This window comes from Prevotella sp. MA2016, from assembly GCF_000619825.1.
In the GTDB taxonomy this organism is placed as follows: Bacteria; Bacteroidota; Bacteroidia; order Bacteroidales; family Bacteroidaceae; genus Prevotella.
In genome coordinates this window covers 80,505-97,905 of record NZ_JHUW01000007.1, presented here as the reverse complement: position 1 = coordinate 97,905, position 17,401 = coordinate 80,505, and the positions used below count along the sequence as shown (strand labels likewise).

General features: G+C 49.2%; 14 protein-coding genes and 2 tRNA genes. 10 read left to right on the top strand and 6 right to left on the bottom strand.

Features of this window, described 5'->3' with window-relative positions:
• Positions 1-53: 53 nt before the first annotated feature.
• Entirely contained in the window at positions 54-458 is a 405-nt protein-coding gene (locus tag T360_RS0102885; RefSeq protein WP_028911465.1) for an START-like domain-containing protein, read from the bottom strand.
• A gap of 144 nt (positions 459-602) precedes the next feature.
• Between T360_RS0102885 and T360_RS0102880 the strand changes: the two genes are divergently transcribed.
• Positions 603-676 (top strand) — tRNA-Met (locus T360_RS0102880).
• An 85-nt stretch (positions 677-761) separates the two neighbouring features.
• Positions 762-2,306 (top strand): hypothetical protein, encoded by a 1,545-nt coding sequence (locus T360_RS0102875; protein ID WP_028911464.1) that lies wholly within the window; start codon positions 762-764, stop codon positions 2,304-2,306.
• 8 nt (positions 2,307-2,314) lie between these two features.
• On the opposite strand, the gene T360_RS0102870 is transcribed toward T360_RS0102875, so the two are convergent.
• The gene (locus T360_RS0102870; RefSeq protein ID WP_155949370.1) at positions 2,315-2,995 is read right to left on the bottom strand and encodes a hypothetical protein; all 681 of its coding nucleotides are present in this window, start codon (positions 2,993-2,995) and stop codon (positions 2,315-2,317) included.
• Positions 2,996-3,256: 261 nt separating this feature from the next.
• On the opposite strand from T360_RS0102870, the gene T360_RS0102860 reads away from it, so the two are divergent.
• Positions 3,257-3,952: a hypothetical protein gene (locus T360_RS0102860; protein WP_028911461.1), complete on the top strand. Its 696-nt coding sequence runs from the start codon at positions 3,257-3,259 to the stop codon at positions 3,950-3,952.
• Positions 3,953-4,010: 58 nt separating this feature from the next.
• Here the strand turns inward: T360_RS0102860 and T360_RS0102855 are convergent.
• Positions 4,011-4,083: transfer RNA gene (locus T360_RS0102855), tRNA-Pro, on the bottom strand.
• 85 nt (positions 4,084-4,168) lie between these two features.
• On the bottom strand, positions 4,169-5,251 hold the full coding sequence (pelA, locus tag T360_RS0102850) for a pectate lyase (protein ID WP_028911460.1): 1,083 nt from the start codon (positions 5,249-5,251) through the stop codon (positions 4,169-4,171).
• A gap of 168 nt (positions 5,252-5,419) precedes the next feature.
• Between pelA and T360_RS0102845 the strand changes: the two genes are divergently transcribed.
• Genes T360_RS0102845 through tsaE form a run of 5 tightly spaced genes read left to right on the top strand, consistent with a single transcriptional unit; the run spans position 5,420 to position 11,712 of the window.
• A complete protein-coding gene (locus tag T360_RS0102845) occupies positions 5,420-6,673 on the top strand; it encodes a 3-phosphoshikimate 1-carboxyvinyltransferase (RefSeq protein ID WP_028911459.1) in 1,254 nt (417 codons plus the stop codon).
• 16 nt (positions 6,674-6,689) lie between these two features.
• Positions 6,690-6,887 (top strand): hypothetical protein, encoded by a 198-nt coding sequence (locus T360_RS14485; RefSeq protein ID WP_036928676.1) that lies wholly within the window; start codon positions 6,690-6,692, stop codon positions 6,885-6,887.
• Positions 6,888-6,890: 3 nt separating this feature from the next.
• Positions 6,891-9,713, top strand: a complete 2,823-nt coding sequence (locus tag T360_RS0102835; RefSeq protein WP_231488055.1) for a tetratricopeptide repeat protein — start codon at positions 6,891-6,893, stop codon at positions 9,711-9,713.
• Between the two features lie 16 nt (positions 9,714-9,729).
• The gene (locus T360_RS0102830; RefSeq protein WP_028911457.1) at positions 9,730-11,283 is read left to right on the top strand and encodes a bifunctional response regulator/alkaline phosphatase family protein; all 1,554 of its coding nucleotides are present in this window, start codon (positions 9,730-9,732) and stop codon (positions 11,281-11,283) included.
• A 15-nt stretch (positions 11,284-11,298) separates the two neighbouring features.
• Positions 11,299-11,712, top strand: coding sequence for a tRNA (adenosine(37)-N6)-threonylcarbamoyltransferase complex ATPase subunit type 1 TsaE (tsaE, locus tag T360_RS0102825; RefSeq protein WP_028911456.1), 414 nt, complete (start codon positions 11,299-11,301; stop codon positions 11,710-11,712).
• 25 nt (positions 11,713-11,737) lie between these two features.
• On the opposite strand, the gene trxA is transcribed toward tsaE, so the two are convergent.
• On the bottom strand, positions 11,738-12,052 hold the full coding sequence (gene trxA / locus T360_RS0102820) for a thioredoxin (RefSeq protein WP_028911455.1): 315 nt from the start codon (positions 12,050-12,052) through the stop codon (positions 11,738-11,740).
• Positions 12,053-12,118: 66 nt separating this feature from the next.
• Positions 12,119-15,850, bottom strand: a complete 3,732-nt coding sequence (dnaE, locus tag T360_RS0102815) for a DNA polymerase III subunit alpha (RefSeq protein WP_028911454.1) — start codon at positions 15,848-15,850, stop codon at positions 12,119-12,121.
• Between the two features lie 144 nt (positions 15,851-15,994).
• Here dnaE and T360_RS0102810 point away from each other — a divergent pair, with 144 nt between their 5' ends.
• A complete protein-coding gene (locus T360_RS0102810) occupies positions 15,995-16,684 on the top strand; it encodes a phosphatidylserine decarboxylase family protein (protein ID WP_028911453.1) in 690 nt (229 codons plus the stop codon).
• Positions 16,685-16,714: 30 nt separating this feature from the next.
• Positions 16,715-17,389 (top strand): phosphatidylcholine/phosphatidylserine synthase, encoded by a 675-nt coding sequence (locus T360_RS0102805; protein WP_028911452.1) that lies wholly within the window; start codon positions 16,715-16,717, stop codon positions 17,387-17,389.
• Positions 17,390-17,401: the final 12 nt, after the last annotated feature.

The window sequence follows — 17,401 nt, the reverse complement described above, 5'->3', positions numbered from 1 at the left end:
TAAAAATTCAGAATCACACCTTATTTATAATATTTATCACTTTTTTAGCTTTTTCAGAGTCCGCTGGCGCGGTGCAGATTGTCCAAACAGCTCTCCCATAGAATCTTAAGCCCATCAATGTCGTCATCTTCAGCAAAGTCGGTGATGGTGAGATTCAGGTGGTGGGTCAGGTCGCTCTTGGTGATGCACATTTCCCAGTATGACTCGTCGTCGTCCTCATCTTCATAGTCCCATTTCAGTCGGATATGGTCGTATTTTACGGAATCTACGATGTGGGCTTTACGGATATCCTGCTCTGTCCAGGGTTCTCCCCATATAAACGTAAAAACCCCGTCCTCTTCAGTGACGTGGTCGGCAAACCAGCGCTCCAATCCGTGGGCGCTACTTATCTGTTCCCAGATGATAGCTGGCGACGTGGTGGCCAGTGGATATTCGATGTCTATTTTTTGCTTTCCCATATGTTTTTGGGTTAGAAATTATAGATTATAGTCATGATTTATGCTGCAAAATTACAAAAATTCCATGAAAAACAAAACTTTTTGCCGAAAAATTTTGGTAGTTACAAAAAAAGTAGTACCTTTGCACCCGCAAAACAGCGATATGGCGGGATAGCTCAGCTGGTTAGAGCGCATGATTCATAATCATGAGGTCCCCAGTTCAATCCTGGGTCCCGCTACAAAGAAGGCAGTCAGTATTCACACTGATTGCCTTTTTTTTATATTTTTCTTTGCTAATACAGAAAAAAGCCGTATTTTTGCGGCATGAAACAGATTTTATCTACCATTGTATTTCTTGTACTTGCCATTACAACCTCGGCTCAAGATGTGGTTCGGCTGCTCGAACCTGCTTATGCCGACAGCAGTGCTGTTTATCGTCAGAGTGTTTATGTGCCACAAAAGTGGAACAAGCGACGTGTAGTGCTCTACTTGGAGCGCCCTTTAGGTGCTACTACCATTCGTGTGAACGGTGTGGAGGCAGGAGGCAACACGCGCACTTGCTTGCCACAGGAGTTGGATGTGACCCGTCATATCGTGGCTGGTCAGCGCAACACCATCGAAGTTGGGGTAGCTGGTCATGATGCACATGGACTGCTGGGTAGTGTGGAATTGCGTTCACAGCCGCATGGCTTGTATGTTCAAAAGTTAAGGATAAAGGCGCGCCCCTTTATGAATCTGGTCACCGTCGATCTGAGTTTGGATGGTCAGTCGCCTGATTATAGTTTCTTTGGTGTGCAGACGATGATACAGCGCGAGGGCGTTGATACGGCCAAGGTTTATGTGAACGAGTGGGGCATTACGGCCAAGCATATGACTCTCGAAACACCTGTGTTCGATCGGGATTGCCTGTGGGATGAGTTTCATCCTGTTACCTATCGGCTGGGCTTGAGTGTAGGTAACGACTATCAAGAGATGAGTTTTGGTATGCGAGAGGCGGGGGTAGTGGATGGACAGCTGTTTGTGAATCGCCATCCTGTCTATCTGCGTGGCTGCGTGATGGATGATTATTTCCCTATGAGTGGGCGCATGCCGATGGATGAAGCCGCATGGAAGCATATCTTTCAGCGCCTGAGCGACCTGGGACTTAACCACGTGCGTTTTCGTGGCTACTGCCCGCCCGAAGCTGCCTTTACTGCTGCCGACAAGGTGGGGCTCTATCTGCAACCAGAGGTACAGAGCGCCGATGAGCTGGACCGCATTTGCGACCTTTATGGTCATCACCCTTCACTGGTGTTGATAACGCTGGGTAATGAGTGCATGGTATATAATAATGGTGTTAAAATTCCTGTACAGCTGCAGCAACCTGTAATAGCTGGTCTTGATATGGCAGCATATAAGTTGGGTGTGGAGCGCTGGTTGCTCACTGGTGGCAGTCGCCACTATCTGCTTGAAGGGCTGTGTGATCTGAAAGGCGACTTTAGTGGTGTGTTGCACGAGCGCTGGGACGATCAGGATAAAGCATTCGTGCGCCAGTTTAATCAGTTCTGTCGTGCCATTGTACCCTTAGTTAAACTGCCCCAAACAGAGTTTGCTGTGAGCGACACACTGCGGGCGCCTATCTATGTTTATAATGCCATGTATGGCAATCTTCATGGAGTTCGCACCAGCTATTATCTTACCAACGACTCAAATCAGGTGCTGGCTGGTGGATTGGTTGCCTCGGGCGATGTGCCACTTGATACATTGAAGCTAGTGGGTGAGGTGGTACTGCCGATGGATTCGATTGATTATCGTGGCGAAGCATGGCTCACGGTGGCTGTGGGCAGCACGGCCATTCGCAACCGTTGGCGTATTAAAATAGGAGACTAACGCTTATGCTATATTGCCAGCGAAATGTTGCGCGAACCTTGAGGAGCGATGCTCAGTAGGCGGTTGATGTCTTCACTAAGGATATAGTTAAAGCGTGCGCGGAAGAAACTGGCTTCTGGGTTAGGATATTTCTCCTCTTCCTGCAGGTCGGTATATACCAGATTGCCATGGCGCCAGACCTCGCGAAGCTCGTCGTTAGAGTGTAATAGCTTTTTGATAACTACACTCCATGTACCATGTGGCTGACCATTATCGTCGCATCTGCCAGAGAAACTGCCCTTGCCAAACTTGCCTTCTATCGCGCCCTTCACCTTTCCATCGGCGATGGTCATCTTGAGGTTGGTGCGCATAGATCCTGCGATGGTTCTTTCTTCGCATGTGTACAGCAAGTCGCCATCAAGAGCTCCATTCTTGAAGTTGGCCTCTAAGCGTATCGTGGTGTTGCGGCCCGACCTGACAAAGCTCCACTTGCCAGTTTTTATGTTGCGTTCGTATCTGCCTTCGGCCTTGCGATACCTTCCGTGTTCCAGTTTCCGTTTGTAGCTGAATTTGCCGTCTAGTACATGGCGGCCGTGAGTTGGTATATAAATGAATTTAGCTCTACCACGGTGGTAGCGACCACAATAAAATCTGTGTCCCTTTGGTAACCTACCAGTAAGTCTAATCATCAGTCCGTTAATCTTACACATGTTTTTGCTGTTCTTTTTTTCGGCCCGCAAAATTACAAACATTATTCGGAATTACCAAATTTCTTTCGATTAAAATGCAACTTATATGTAATAAAACTTTCTCTATAATTCTGGTTTCCGATAGTGAAAAATCGTAAAACCTTTCGTGGTTTCGGGGATTTGATAACTTTAGGGAATTCCCTACTGGCTTTTAGGAGAATTCTTTCTTGTGTTATCGCTAGAAAGTTATACTTTTGCAGTATCATTTAAACCTATTAGTGTATGAAGAAAGTTTTGTTATGCTTCATGATGGCATTTTTTTGCATTACTGCAGCCTTGGCCGAAACCGACACCAAGACCTATCGCACGTTTGTGAAGAACGACCGCCACGTGTTCTTCTGTTCACATCGTGGCATCACCGTGGTGGTTGATCCCACTGTAGGTGGTATTTTCGAGCCCCACATCTCTATCATCAATGAGAGTGGTAGGGCTTTTGTGTTTGAACCTAAGACCATCACTGCCGAGGCATTCGCCATTCCTGGCAATGATAGTAAATACACCCGCTATCGCACGGAGCGATTCCTGGCCAAAGGCGACACTACAGGTATGGAGCGCGATCAGCTGACTATATACACGCCAGAGAAATATTCAAAAAAAGTGAGCCGCTCTATGTGGTGGGGCAGTTTTCTGACCGAACTGGTGGTGGCAGGTGTAGAGAGCATTGGCGAGACCGACGAGCGCCAGCAGTTTTGGAACGATGTGCATCGCGAGAAGAGAATTGATGAGGCCGAGGCTGAGCGTCATGCTGAGAAGAGGCGCATCAGCGAGGGCTACTGGCGTGCTAACACCATCTTTGCCGACGAGGAGCACGAAGGTTTCATTGCCATCAAGCACGTCAGCACCAAGTATCTGCTGCTTAACATCCCTGTAGATGGTGAAACCTTCCATTTCATCATCGACGCCCAGAAACATTATTAAGTCAAAAGTATAATAAACAAAAAAGCGAGGGAATCTTTCGATTCTCTCGCTATTTATGTCGGGATTACTGGACTCGAACCAGCGACCTCGCGCCCCCCAGACGTGTGCGCTACCAACTGCGCTAAATCCCGATCCAAAATTCGGCTGCAACCGACCGTTATTGTCGAATGCGGGTGCAAAGGTACGTGGTTTTTTTGAACTAACCAAATTTTTGGGTCACTTTTTCTTGTTTTCCCACTTATTTTTCCATTTTTCGTACTTTTCATACAGCGTTGCTGGACGGTCGTTGTACCAGCTGTAGCCATTGCGGCGCTCAGGGCCGATGTCCGAAAGGTGCTTGCGGGGCATGCCATCGCGGTCGCATACAAACGGCTGGCAGTTCAGCAGGTCGTAGAAGCGTGCCCACAGTGGGCCGGCTTTGGGGTCGGGCACCAGGCGAGTGTCGGCTCCAGGCTCACCTTTCTTACCAATCTTCACCAGTCGGTAGCCTGTAATCTTATTCTTCTCAAACCAAGCCATAGCGCTGTGGATAGAGCGTCGTACGCGCTCGTCGGGGTTGGGCAGGCTCATCAGGAATCGTACGATGCTGGCACTCTCCATCGAGCAGTATGAGGGCAGTTCGTAGGCGCGGGCATAAGTAGGGTAGAGTGTCTTGCGGTCGTGCTGCTGGCACCATACGGTCAGCGTGTCGTCAATCTTTATCTGCGTGTTCAGAATGCATTCAATACCTTTCTTAAACGACTTATCGATCTGCGCGTTCAGCTTCTCGTCGCTCAGTCCGGCATACTGCTCCTTGCCATTCAGTATGTCGCGCATCATGGTCAGAATATTCACAATAGCATCGTCGTTGTAGGTTATCTGCACCTGATAGTCGCGCTGGGTAGGCCAGAACTGTGGCCATCCGCCGTTTTCGTACTGTCCGTCCAAAATGTAGTTTACACCCTTCTTGAAAGCCTCGCGATAGTGCTCATCCTTAGTCTGCTGATACAATCGTGCCAAGAAGTTCATTTGCATGGTGGTAGCACCGTTGTCGATTGTCGAGTCGTCGGTCACCTGCTTATCCTTGATGATCACCTCGCGCTGTTGGTCGGAGAGTGGTGTCACCATATCTACGTTCTTGGGCCAGCCGCCTGTGTTGCGCTGCCAAATCAGTAGCTGGTCGCCGATACGGCGAGCTTCTTCGGTTTTGAAAAACTCAGGATTCTTTTCTTTCAGTACCTTATCGCTTTGTGCGTTAGCTGGTACGATAGGCATGAGGCCAATGATGGCTGCCAGTAGAGTAGATTTCATGTAGTTCATATCGTATAAAATTGTTTTGTTCTGGCTGCAAAAGTATAAAAAAAATACGAACTCGCACAAGGATTAACACACATTAAGAGGATAATAGTAATAAAATGTGTGAAAATGCGTGCTTAGTGGCCGAAAATGCGTATCTTTGCATGCAATTAAATCGACAGATACAAGACAATGAAGCAATATAGACTCACGGCACCTGAACGTTTGGCTCAGACCATCCAGTTGCCAGCATCCAAAAGCATATCCAATCGTGCGCTCATTATCTATGCCCTTAGCGGAGGTAGCAATCTGCCTCGGAATCTGAGCGATTGCGACGATACTGAGGTGATTATCGATGCCTTGCGCGATATGCCCGACGAGATAAACATCAAGGCTGCAGGCACAGCCATGCGCTTTATGACCGCCTATTTGAGCGTGATGAGCGGTACGCATATAATTACAGGTACAGAGCGCATGAAGCACCGTCCGATATCCATCCTCGTTGATGCCCTGCGTAAGTTGGGGGCTCAGATTGAGTATGTAGGCGAGGAGGGCTTTCCGCCTCTGAAGATTATTGGCAGTCAGTTTGTTGGCGGACAGTTGGAGATACCGGGTAATGTGAGTTCGCAGTATATCTCTGCTCTGCTTATGATAGGTCCTATGCTTAAGGAGGGGCTCACCCTGCAGCTCACAGGCGACATCATATCGCGCCCTTATATCGACCTTACATTGTGGATGATGGGCGAGTTTGGTGCTGAAGCCAAGTGGAGTTCGGCAGACACCATCACCGTGGCTCACAAACCTTATAAGAATCGTGATTACTACATAGAGAGTGACTGGAGTGGTGCCAGCTACTGGTATGAGATGGTGGCACTCTCGAACGACCGTGATGCCGAAGTGAAGCTCACTGGTCTGATGGATGGCTCGATGCAGGGTGATTCTACCACTCGTTACATCTTCAGTTTGCTGGGCGTTAAGACTACATTCGAAACCCAGACTAAGGGTGTGCCGCAGATGGTGACACTGAAAAAGAATGGTCGCGGCGTGTCGAAGTTGGAGTACGACTTTGTGAATGCGCCCGATTTGGCTCAGACTTTTGTCGTGACTTGTGCTGCGCTCGATATCCCCTTCCACTTTAAAGGACTGTCTACCTTGAAAATCAAGGAGACCGACCGTATCGCTGCCCTGAAGACAGAGATGCTGAAGCTGGGTTACGTGATACATGATGCCAACGATAGTGAATTATACTGGGACGGTGAGTGCTGTGAGCCCAACCTCGAAGCTGGCATCGACACCTATGAAGACCATCGCATGGCATTGGCTTTTGCACCCTATGCCATGAAGACCAGTGGACTCATTATCAACAATCCACAAGTGGTGACTAAGTCTTATCCTAAATTCTGGGACGATCTCAAATCTTCAGGATTTGAAATTGATAATTTATAATTGATAATTGACAATTATGACGTTTGCGTTAGTGTGTGTAGCCATGTTGTTGGCATTGGGCCTGATAGCCCTTGTGGCCAACATGTTTGATAAGAGTAACGACCAGATAGTCACAGGTCACGACTGCTCTACCTGTACTGCAGCCGACGAAGGTTCGTGCAAGATACACTGCTTGATAGAGGAAAAGAAGAAATCGAAAAGTGTTGAGAGTTGAGTGATGGATAGGGCGAAGAACATGATGATGATTCTTACTATCGCGCTGGCGATAGTAGGCTGTTCTACGCAAAAAAATACCCCCAAGAGTCGATTCTGGCATGCTTTCAACGCCCGTTATAATACCTATTATAATGGGCACATGGCCTTTATCGACGGAAATCTTGAAAAAGAGAAAGGTCACAAGGACAACTACACCGAACTGTTGCCCCTCTATCCGGTTGGACTCAAGGCTAGTCGCGATATCGGTCAGGCAAACTATGAGCGTACGGTGGAGAAGATGGAGAAAGCCATCCAGCGCCATAGCATCAAGGAGAAGGGTAGGGAGTGGAATCCCTTCTTGTGGAAAGCCTGGCTCATGATGGGTAAGGCACAGTTTCAGATGGGACAGTTCGAAGAGTCTGCCGCCACCTTCTCGTATATGGCACGCCTGTATCAGGGCAATCCGATGCGCAGCGGACTGGCGCGTGCCTGGCTGGCTAAAAGCTTCACCATGTTGGGATGGCGATATGATGCTGAAGACGTGATACGCAACATGAGCCGCGACTCGATGGACTTTCGTGCAGTGAAAGATTGGGACTATACCTATGCCAACTATTACATCACTACCGCCCAGTACGACAAGGCTACCCCCTACCTGCGCAAGGCCATCAAGCACGAGCGCTGCAAGACGCAGCGCGCCCGTATGTGGTTTCTGATGGGGCAAATAGAAAACCTGCAGGGCCATCAGCAGCAGGCTTATCAGGCTTACAGTCGTGTGATACGCTGCAGTCCGCCTTACGAACTTGAGTTCAATGCCCGTATAGCTCAGACCGAGGTGCTAGCCAAGAATAATGGTCGGCAGATGATTAGTCGTCTGAAGCGTATGGCTGCCAATGATAACAATGCTGAATACCTTGACCAGGTGTATTATGCTATAGGCAATATCCACCTGGCACAGGGCGACACCCTGCAAGCTATCACGGCCTACGAGCAAGGTAACAAGAAATCTACTCGTAATGGTATTGAGAAGGGAGTGCTGTTGCTCACCCTTGGCAATCTGTACTGGCAGCGCGAACAGTTTGCTGATGCTCAGCGTTCCTATGGTGAGGCCATCGGACTGTTGGATAAGGAGCGCAAGGATTACGAAGAACTCTCGCAGCGCTCGAAGGTGCTCGACGAGTTGGTGCCACATACTGAGGCCATCCATCTGCAAGACTCGCTTTTGGCGCTGGCGAAGATGGATGAGAAGGCGCGCAATCAGGCTATCGACCGTGTGATTGCTGCGCTGAAACAGCAAGAGAAAGAGGCGCGTGATGCAGAGCTTGCTACTCAGGCTGACACCCAGTTGCCGGAATTGCAGGCAGCCGATAACTTTTCCAATCGCCGCCAGCAGCCATCCACCATCACCCATCAGCCATCACCCGGCACCTGGTATTTCTATAACCCCACGGCTGTGAGTCAGGGTAAGGTCACTTTCCAACGTAAGTGGGGCCGTCGAGAGAATATCGACAACTGGCGACGAAGTAATAAAACGGTACTCCATGTGCCATCATCCGATGAGGCTGAGGAAGATAGTCTGTCACAACACGACGAGCTGGTGGAGGAGACTAAGGATACTGTTGCACTCGATCCTCACAAACGCGAATACTATCTTGCGCAGATTCCATTCACTGAGGAACAGCAAGCCGCCTGTCACGAAATCATTAAGGAGAGTCTGCTGCAGGCGGGTATCATTCTGAAAGACAAGATGGATTGTCTGCCCGTGAGCTACCGATATCTGCACCGACTCACTACTGACTATCCCGACTACGAGCATGCCGATGAGGCCTGGTATCATCTGTGGTTGCTCTATTCGCGCTTGGGGCAGCATGCTGAAGCCGCCGACTGCCTGGCACGCATGAAGACCGACTGGACTGACAGTGAATGGACACAGCTGCTTGCCGATCCATACTATGCAGAGAATGCCCGCTTTGGCGAGCAGATGGAAGACTCTCTCTATGCTGCCACTTACGATGCCTTTAAGCATGACCGTGCTGGAGAGGTGAAGCATAATGCCGCTATGTCGGAAAGCCGTTTTGCCCAAGGTGCCCATCGCGATAAGTTTATGTTCATTAGTGGACTGAGTGCACTTAACGAGGGCGATGGTGATGCTTGTCTTCAGCAGTTGCAGCAGGTTGTGGAGAAATATCCCGAGAGCGAGGTCAGTCAGTTGGCAGGCATGATTGTCAAGGGCGTACAGGACGGTCGTAAGTTGCGTGGCGGAAAGTTTGATATCAGCGATGTGTGGACACAGCGCGACATCGTGTTGACTGCCGATTCAACCAAAGCCGATACGCTGAGCACCGACCGCACCGATCGTTATCTGTTTATGCTGGTATATCATCCCGACTCAGTGAATCAGAATCAGTTGCTGTTCGAATTGGCGCGCTATAACTTTACCAACTTCCTGGTGCGCAATTTCGAGATACAGATAGACCAGGATGGTGATCTGAACCGAATGTTGGTGAGCGGATTCCTGAGCTACGATGAGGCTTTGCAGTATGCCCGTATGCTGTATGACAACGCGCCCTTACGCGCTCGTATGGCCGGTGTGATGCATCTCATTCTGAGTGAGAAGAATCTGCCACTATTGGGCACCCAACTTACCTATGATGAGTATCAACTTTTCTATGAGCGTGAGCTGGCTCCTATGCAGGTTAATAAGGAAAATCTGTTGCAGAATCCTGAGGCTATCGATGCTCCTGATGTGGAGGATATCGTGCCCGAAAAGCCTGCCCAGCCTGTAGTGCCTGCCACCAAGAAAAAACAGCAGCAGACATTCGACTTTGATGATGATTTCTGGTAATTAAAAGCTACGAGATATGACAAATGGATTGTTACTTTGGGTAGATGATGAGATTGAGCAGTTGAGGGCACACATCCTGTTCCTCGAGAAAAAAGGCTATGAAATCGTGACCGTGAGCAATGGTACCGATGCCATCGACCTGTGCCGGCAGCGCAATTTCGATTTGGTGCTACTCGATGAGCAGATGCCTGGTATCAGTGGACTTGAAACCCTGCAGCAGTTGAAGGAGATTTGTCCTTCTATGCCTGTGGTGATGGTGACCAAGAGTGAGGAGGAGAATATCATGGAGCAGGCCATCGGCCAGAAGATAGCCGACTATCTGATAAAGCCTGTGAATCCCAATCAGATACTGTTGGCGCTTAAGAAGAACATCCATCGTCGTGCTATCGAAACAGAGATTACCCAGAGTAAGTATCAGCAGAATTTCCAGCAGATGGCCATGCAGATTCTAGACTGTCGTACGTGGCGCGACTGGGTGCAGGTGTACAAGCGCCTGGTGCATTGGGAGCTGGAGCTGAGTTCTACCGATAGCAGCATGACCGAGATGCTACAGATGCAGAAGCAAGAGGCTAACAATGGCTTTGCTAAATTCATCAAGCAGAATTATCTGGATTGGATTCGGGAGTTCGATGGTCCGCTTCTTTCCCCCGACATCTTTAAAACCAAGGTTTTCCCTTTGCTTAGTGCAGGTGAGAAAGTTTTTCTAGTGGTGCTTGATAACTTCCGCTACGACCAGTGGCGCATGTTGTCGCACGAGCTGAGCGATTATTTTGATATCGACGAGGATATGTATTTCAGTATCCTGCCAACGGCCACTCAGTATGCCCGCAATGCCATCTTTAGCGGTTTGATGCCAAATAAAATCCAGGAGATGTTTCCTGAGCTCTGGGTGGATGAAGACGAAGAGGAGGGAAAGAACCTGAACGAAGAACCGCTCATATGCACACAGATGGAACGTTTCCGTCGCAAAGAGAGTTTTTCGTATCATAAGATAAACACCCAAGCTGAGGCCGAAAAGTTGATGCAGCAACTGAACACGATCGAGAAGAACCCGTTGAACGTGGTGGTATTCAACTTTATTGACATGCTGAGCCATGCGCGTACAGAGTCGAAAATGGTGCGTGAGTTGGCTAATAACGAGAGTGCATATCGCAGTATCACGCTGTCATGGTTTTGCCATTCTGTCATACGCGACATGTTCCGTCAGTTGGCACAGATGGACTGCAAAGTCATTGTGACCACCGATCATGGCAGTATCCGCTGTACGCAGCCAGTGAAAATTGTGGGCGACCGTAATACCAATACCAACCTGCGCTACAAGCTGGGTAAGAACCTGAGCTACGACGACAAGAACCTGTTTGTGATTAAAGACCCGCGTAAGGCCAAGCTGCCACAGCCCAACCTTTCTACGAGTTATGTCTTTGCCACAGGCGATTCGTTCTTTGCTTATCCTAACAACTATAACTATTATGTATCGTATTACCGCGACACCTTCCAGCATGGAGGCATCTCGATGGAAGAGATGATTGTGCCGTTGATTACGCTTAAAGGTAAGAATATAAAAAGGTAAAAAAGTAAATATATGATGGAGATTAAGATTAACAGTTTAGAACAGATTGGTGATGCCGCTCGTGAGTTTATTGCGCAGATGGGCAGTCGCCGCGTGTTTGCCTTCTATGGCAAGATGGGTGCCGGAAAAACAACATTTATCAAGGCCGTTTGCGAGGCTTTGGGTGTGGATGATGTTATCACAAGTCCTACGTTTGCTATTATTAATGAGTACACATCGGGTGAGGGTGAGAGCATCTACCACTTCGACTTCTACCGCATCAAGAAGCTTGATGAGGTTTATGATATGGGATACGAGGACTATTTCTACAGTGGTTGCCTATGTCTGATAGAATGGCCCGAGCTGATAGAAGAGGTGCTGCCTGAGGATGCCGTGAAGGTGACGATAGAAGAAAAAAACGACGGCAACCGTGTGGTCACCGTCGGATAATAAAGTGGAGCTTTGCTGTGAGTAATTACAGCAGAGCTTCGAATTTCTCTTCGAACTTAGCCTTCGACTGAGCGCCGATGAGCTTATCTACTACCTCTCCGTTCTTGAAGAACAGGATGGTAGGAATGTTGCGGATGCCAAACTCGGCAGCCAGTTCGTCGTTGTCCTCAACGTCGCACTTTCCTACAACGATCTTGCCGTCGTATTTAGCGGCCAATTCTTCGATAATGGGAGCCACCATACGGCATGGTCCGCACCAAGTAGCCCAAAAATCTACTACTAAAGGCAGGTTGCCAGCCTTCAGACTTGCAAAGTTTTCTTTCGTAATTGTTACTTCCATTGTTTTTTTCAGTTTAATTATGTGAATACTATGTGAACTGTTTTGTTAACTGCAAATAGCATGCCATTAATTGATGGAGTATGACACCCCTTCGTGCGTATTGATGTATTCGATGAGTTTGTTCTTTACATCGATGCCCTCGCGCTTACTGCGCAGCAGCACGTGTTGCTTGCCTGATGAGTCGCGCAACTGGAAGAAAAGTTTTGTCTTTCCTGGAGTCTCGTTGATGATCTCTGTCAGGTCATTCACTAGTTCATCGTCCACTTGGTCGGTTTGCAGCGAGATGGTGATACGGTCGATGGCGCGTTCCTTAATAGACTGCAGGAAGTCCACACCGCCTATCTTCAGGTCTTTCGGACCATTTTCGTTATACATGAATCTAGACTTCACTTTACCTGTGACGTAAACCGAGGCACCGATGGAGAACATACCTGCTCGCTGGCCCCATTCCTCACCCATCATGAAGAGCTCGCCCGAACCTTCGAAGTCTTCGAGTGTTACCACACCATAGGGTTTTCCTGTCTTGGTGAAGCCGGTCTTTACGGCTGTCACGATGCCGCCAAGTATGACATCCTCGCGGTCTGCCAACTTTGCCACATCTGCCAATTCGGCACATCTAGTGTTGCACAAGTTGTCGAGTATAATCCTGTATTCGTCCAAAGGATGAGCCGAGAGATAGATGCCCACCAGCTCACGCTCTTTGTTCAGTCGCTCGATGTCGCTCCAGCGGATGTCGTTCTTGGGGGGCTGAGGCTGAGCTATTTCCACGCCTTCACCAAACATGCCGAACAGCGAGTTCTTCATCTCAGCCTGCTCCTGCTGGTAAAGCTGACCATAACGGCATAGCATCTCGATAAATGTCTCTCCCTTGGGGTTCTTAGCAAAGTAGTCTTCGCGACGGATGCCGAACGAGTCGAAACCGCCACTCAGTGCCAGCGACTCGAAAGCCTTACGGTTCACGGCAGAAAAGTTCACGCGTTGTGCAAAGTCATATACATCCTTGAAAGGACCGTTCTTCTCGCGCTCTTCGATGATAGAGAGGGCTGCTGAGTCGCCCATGCCCTTGATGGCACCCAGTCCGAATCGGATTTCGCCGTGGTGGTTCACACCAAACTTCTCGTAACTCTCGTTCACGTCAGGTCCAAGCGTTGCAATACCCATCTGTTTGCATTCGTCCATCAACTTGGTGATTTCAGTTATCTGGTCGCGGCGACGGGTCATGATGGCAGCCATATATTCAGCAGGGAAGTTGGCTTTCAGATAAGCCGTCTGGTAGGCCACCCACGAGTAGCAAGCTGCATGAGATTTATTGAATGCATACGAGGCAAACTTCTCCCAGTCGGCCCATATCTTTTCGAGTATTTGTGGATCGTGACCGTTCTTTTTTCCACCTTCGATAAACTTAGGTTTCATGGCGTCAACGATATCTTTCTTCTTCTTACCCATGGCCTTACGCAGCGCGTCGCTCTCACCTCGTGTGAAGTCGGCCAGCTGTCGGCTCAGCAGCATCACCTGCTCCTGATAAACGGTGATGCCGTAGGTATCTTTCAGATACTTCTCCATGCAATCGATGGGGTAGGTGATGGGCTCCAGTCCGTTCTTACGCTTGATGAAGTCGGGGATGTAGTCCATAGGTCCCGGTCGGTAGAGGGCGTTCATCGCAATTAGGTCTTCAAACACCGTCGGATGCAGTTCGCGCAGGTATTTCTGCATACCTGCCGACTCAAACTGGAAGGTACCGATGGTGCGTCCCTGCTGATACAACTCATACGTCTTTGGGTCGTCGATAGGTATGGTATCCAGATCCACGTCGATGTTTCGTGTGCGCTTGATGTTGGCGCAGGCTTCCTTCAGCTCGGAAAGTGTTTTTAGTCCGAGGAAGTCCATCTTGATGAGTCCGGTAGATTCAATCACGTGTCCGTCGTATTGCGTACAGTTGGTCTTTGTTCCCTTGAAGTCGGGGTCGTCGGCTGTAGATACGGGTACGTGGTCGGATATTGGGTCGCGGCAGATGATGAATCCACAGGCATGGATACCTGTACCGCGTACGGTGCCCTCCAGCATCTTGGCATATTTGATGGTGTTTGCCAGATGTGGGTCGGTAGATGCCTCTGCTTCCTGCAGCTCAGGCACGGCTTTGATAGCGTTGGTCAGATTCATCTTTGGCGTCTTGCCATCCACGTCGGGCAGTCGGTCGGGTATGGCCTTACAGAGGGCATTTGATATGGCCAGCGGCACATTCTCTACGCGCGCCACGTCCTTAATAGAGTTCTTGGTGGCCATCGATGCGTAGGTGATGATATGGGCGCAGTTCTCGTGGCCGTATTTGTCCATCACCCATTTCAGCACCTTTCCGCGTCCGTCGTCATCAAAGTCTGTATCGATATCAGGCAGCGAGATACGGTCGGGGTTCAGGAAACGCTCAAACAGCAGGTCGTACTTCAGCGGGTCGATCTTGGTGATTCCCAGGCAATAGGCCACCACACTACCGGCAGCCGAACCACGTCCAGGACCAACCATTACACCCAGCTCGTCGCGTGCCGAGTTGATAAAGTCTTGCACAATGAGGAAGTAGCCAGGGAATCCCATGGTCTTCATGATGTGCAACTCAAACTTAACGCGCTCCTCAACATCCTTTGGTATGGGGCTGCCGTAACGTTTCTCGGCACCCTCGTATGCCAGTTTGGCCAGATAGTCGGCCTCAAACTTGATGCGGTATATCTTGTCGTAGCCACCCAGCTTCTTGATTTTTTTCTCTGCATCCTCTGGTGGCAGCGGGTTTTCACCGTTCTCGTCGGTGGTAAACTCGTCGTACAACTGCTGCTCTGTGAATTTCTGTCGCCATTCCTCCTCGGTACCGAAACTCTCGGGGATGGGGAAGAAGGGCATGATAGGATCGGCATCCAGACAGTAGGTCTCTACCTTATTTAATATCTCTACGGTGTTGGCCAGAGCTTCTGGCACGTCGCTGAAGATGTCGTTCATCTCCTGCTGCGTCTTAAACCACTCTTGTTTCGAGTAGAGCATGCGGGTAGGGTCGTCCAGGTCCTTACCTGTGGCCAGGCACAGCAGATGGTCGTGGGCCTCGGCGTTCTCCTTATCCACAAAGTGAGAGTCGTTGGTGCATACCAGCTTCACGCCGTATTCGCGTGCCAGTTCGATGAGCACCTTGTTAGCCTGCTGCTGCAGGGGGAAGGTCTCGCGGTTGGCACGGATGTTTGGGTCGGTCACCTCGTGGCGCTGCAGCTCCAGATAGTAGTCGTCGCCCCACAGGTTTTTGTGCCACTCGATGGCCTTGCGTGCCCCTTCGATGTCGCCTTTCAGGATTTTGGCTGGCACCTCACCGGCTATACAAGCCGAGCACACTATCAGGTCCTCGTGATACTTCTCCAGTTGCTTATGGTCGGTACGCGGACGGTTGTAGAAACCATCCACCCACGAGTTGCTCACTAGCTTAATCAGGTTCTTGTAGCCATGCTCGTTTTTGGCCAGTACGATAAGGTGGTATCCACCCAGGTCTTCTTTGCCCTCTTTCAGCATCATGTCGCCACGTCGTGCCACATACATCTCGCAGCCGAAAATGGGCTTGAAAGGCTCCAATCCTTCTTTCTTGCGCTGCTTGTTGACACCGTTGCATATGTCGTGAAATTCCTTAATACCAAACATGTCGCCGTGGTCGGTGATGGCCATACCTTTCATGCCGTCGCCGATAGCTTTATCCACAAGCTTTTTGATGCTCGACTGTCCGTCGAGTATCGAGTAGTATGTATGTACGTGCAGATGTACGAAATCTTCCATCGTTTTTGTCTGTATTGCTTCGTTTTGAGGGTCAAAGATACGCCTAAATTCTGAGATTACCAAAAGAAAAGCAAGAAAAGTTTTGTAACTCTCATAAAAAAGATGTACCTTTGCACCCGAATTCAAACAATCGAGATGTAACTAATGGGAGAAAGAATAAAGAAACTCAAGAAAATCAGAATCCATCGCGAGGGCACCAACGAGCTCACGCTCAGTGCCTTGTCGATCATAGTAATAGGTTCTTTTTTGTGGTATGGACTTGATGTAAAGCTGCCATTCTGGCTGTTTTTGGTTGTGGCGCTTTCCGCTTGGTTCATTGCCCTCAATTTTTATCGATGTCCAATCCGCTATTTCAATGGCGACACTGACAAGCTTGTGGTAGCTCCTGCCGATGGTAAGATTGTAGTGGTAGAGGAAGCTGAAGAGAACACTTATTTCCATGATAAGCGCCTCATGATTTCTATTTTCATGAGTCCGCTCAATGTGCATGCCAATTGGTATCCTGTAGATGGTAAAGTGAAGTTCGTAAAGCACTTCAACGGCAACTATCACAAGGCTTGGCTGCCTAAGGCCAGCGAGGAGAACGAGCATGCCGACATTATGATTACCACGGCTGATGGTCAGGATATTCTGGTGCGCCAGATAGCAGGTGCATTGGCACGTCGTATCGTAACCTACGCCAAGGATGGCGAGGAGTGCTATATCGACGAGCACCTGGGCTTTATTAAGTTAGGTTCGCGTGTGGATGTATATCTGCCGCTCTCGGCCAAGGCTTGCATTACTATGGATCAGCCAACCACCGGCGACCAGACTGTAATCGCCAAGTTGGCGTAATTGACAATTTTCAATTCATCATTGATAATGATTAAGAAGCACATTCCAAATACGATTACCAGTTGTAACCTGATTTCGGGTTGCATTGCCACTTATAATGCTTTTCTGGGTGATTTCGAACTGGCACTGCTGTTTATTATCATCGGTGCTGTGTTTGATTTCTTCGATGGCATGAGTGCGCGCCTGTTGGGTGTTTCTTCTCCCATCGGAAAAGAGCTCGATTCACTGGCAGATGATGTTACCTTTGGTTTTGCACCATCGGCCATCGTGTTCAGCTATCTCTCCACTCTCAACTCTCAGCTCTCAGCTCTCAGTTATGTGGCCTTTGTGATGGCTGCTTTCTCTGCACTCCGCTTGGCAAAGTTTAATCTCGACGAGCGTCAGGCGCTGGGCTTTATCGGACTGCCCACACCTGCCAATGCCCTGTTTTGGGGTGCCCTCATCGTGGGTTTGCAGCAGTATGATTTGTATTTCGAGGGATTGGAGTGGGTGATTATCGCAGGCACCTTTATCAGCTGTTATCTGCTGATAGCCGAAATACCTATGTTTGCACTGAAGTTTAAGCACTGGGGCTTTAAGGGTAATGAGGTGAAGTACATCTTTGTACTCTCGTGTGTCCCCCTGTTGCTTCTTCTTGGAATTAGCGGCTTCGCGGCCATCATTGCATGGTACGTGGTGCTGTCTGTTGTTACAAATAAAAAATAGTTAGTAATCATG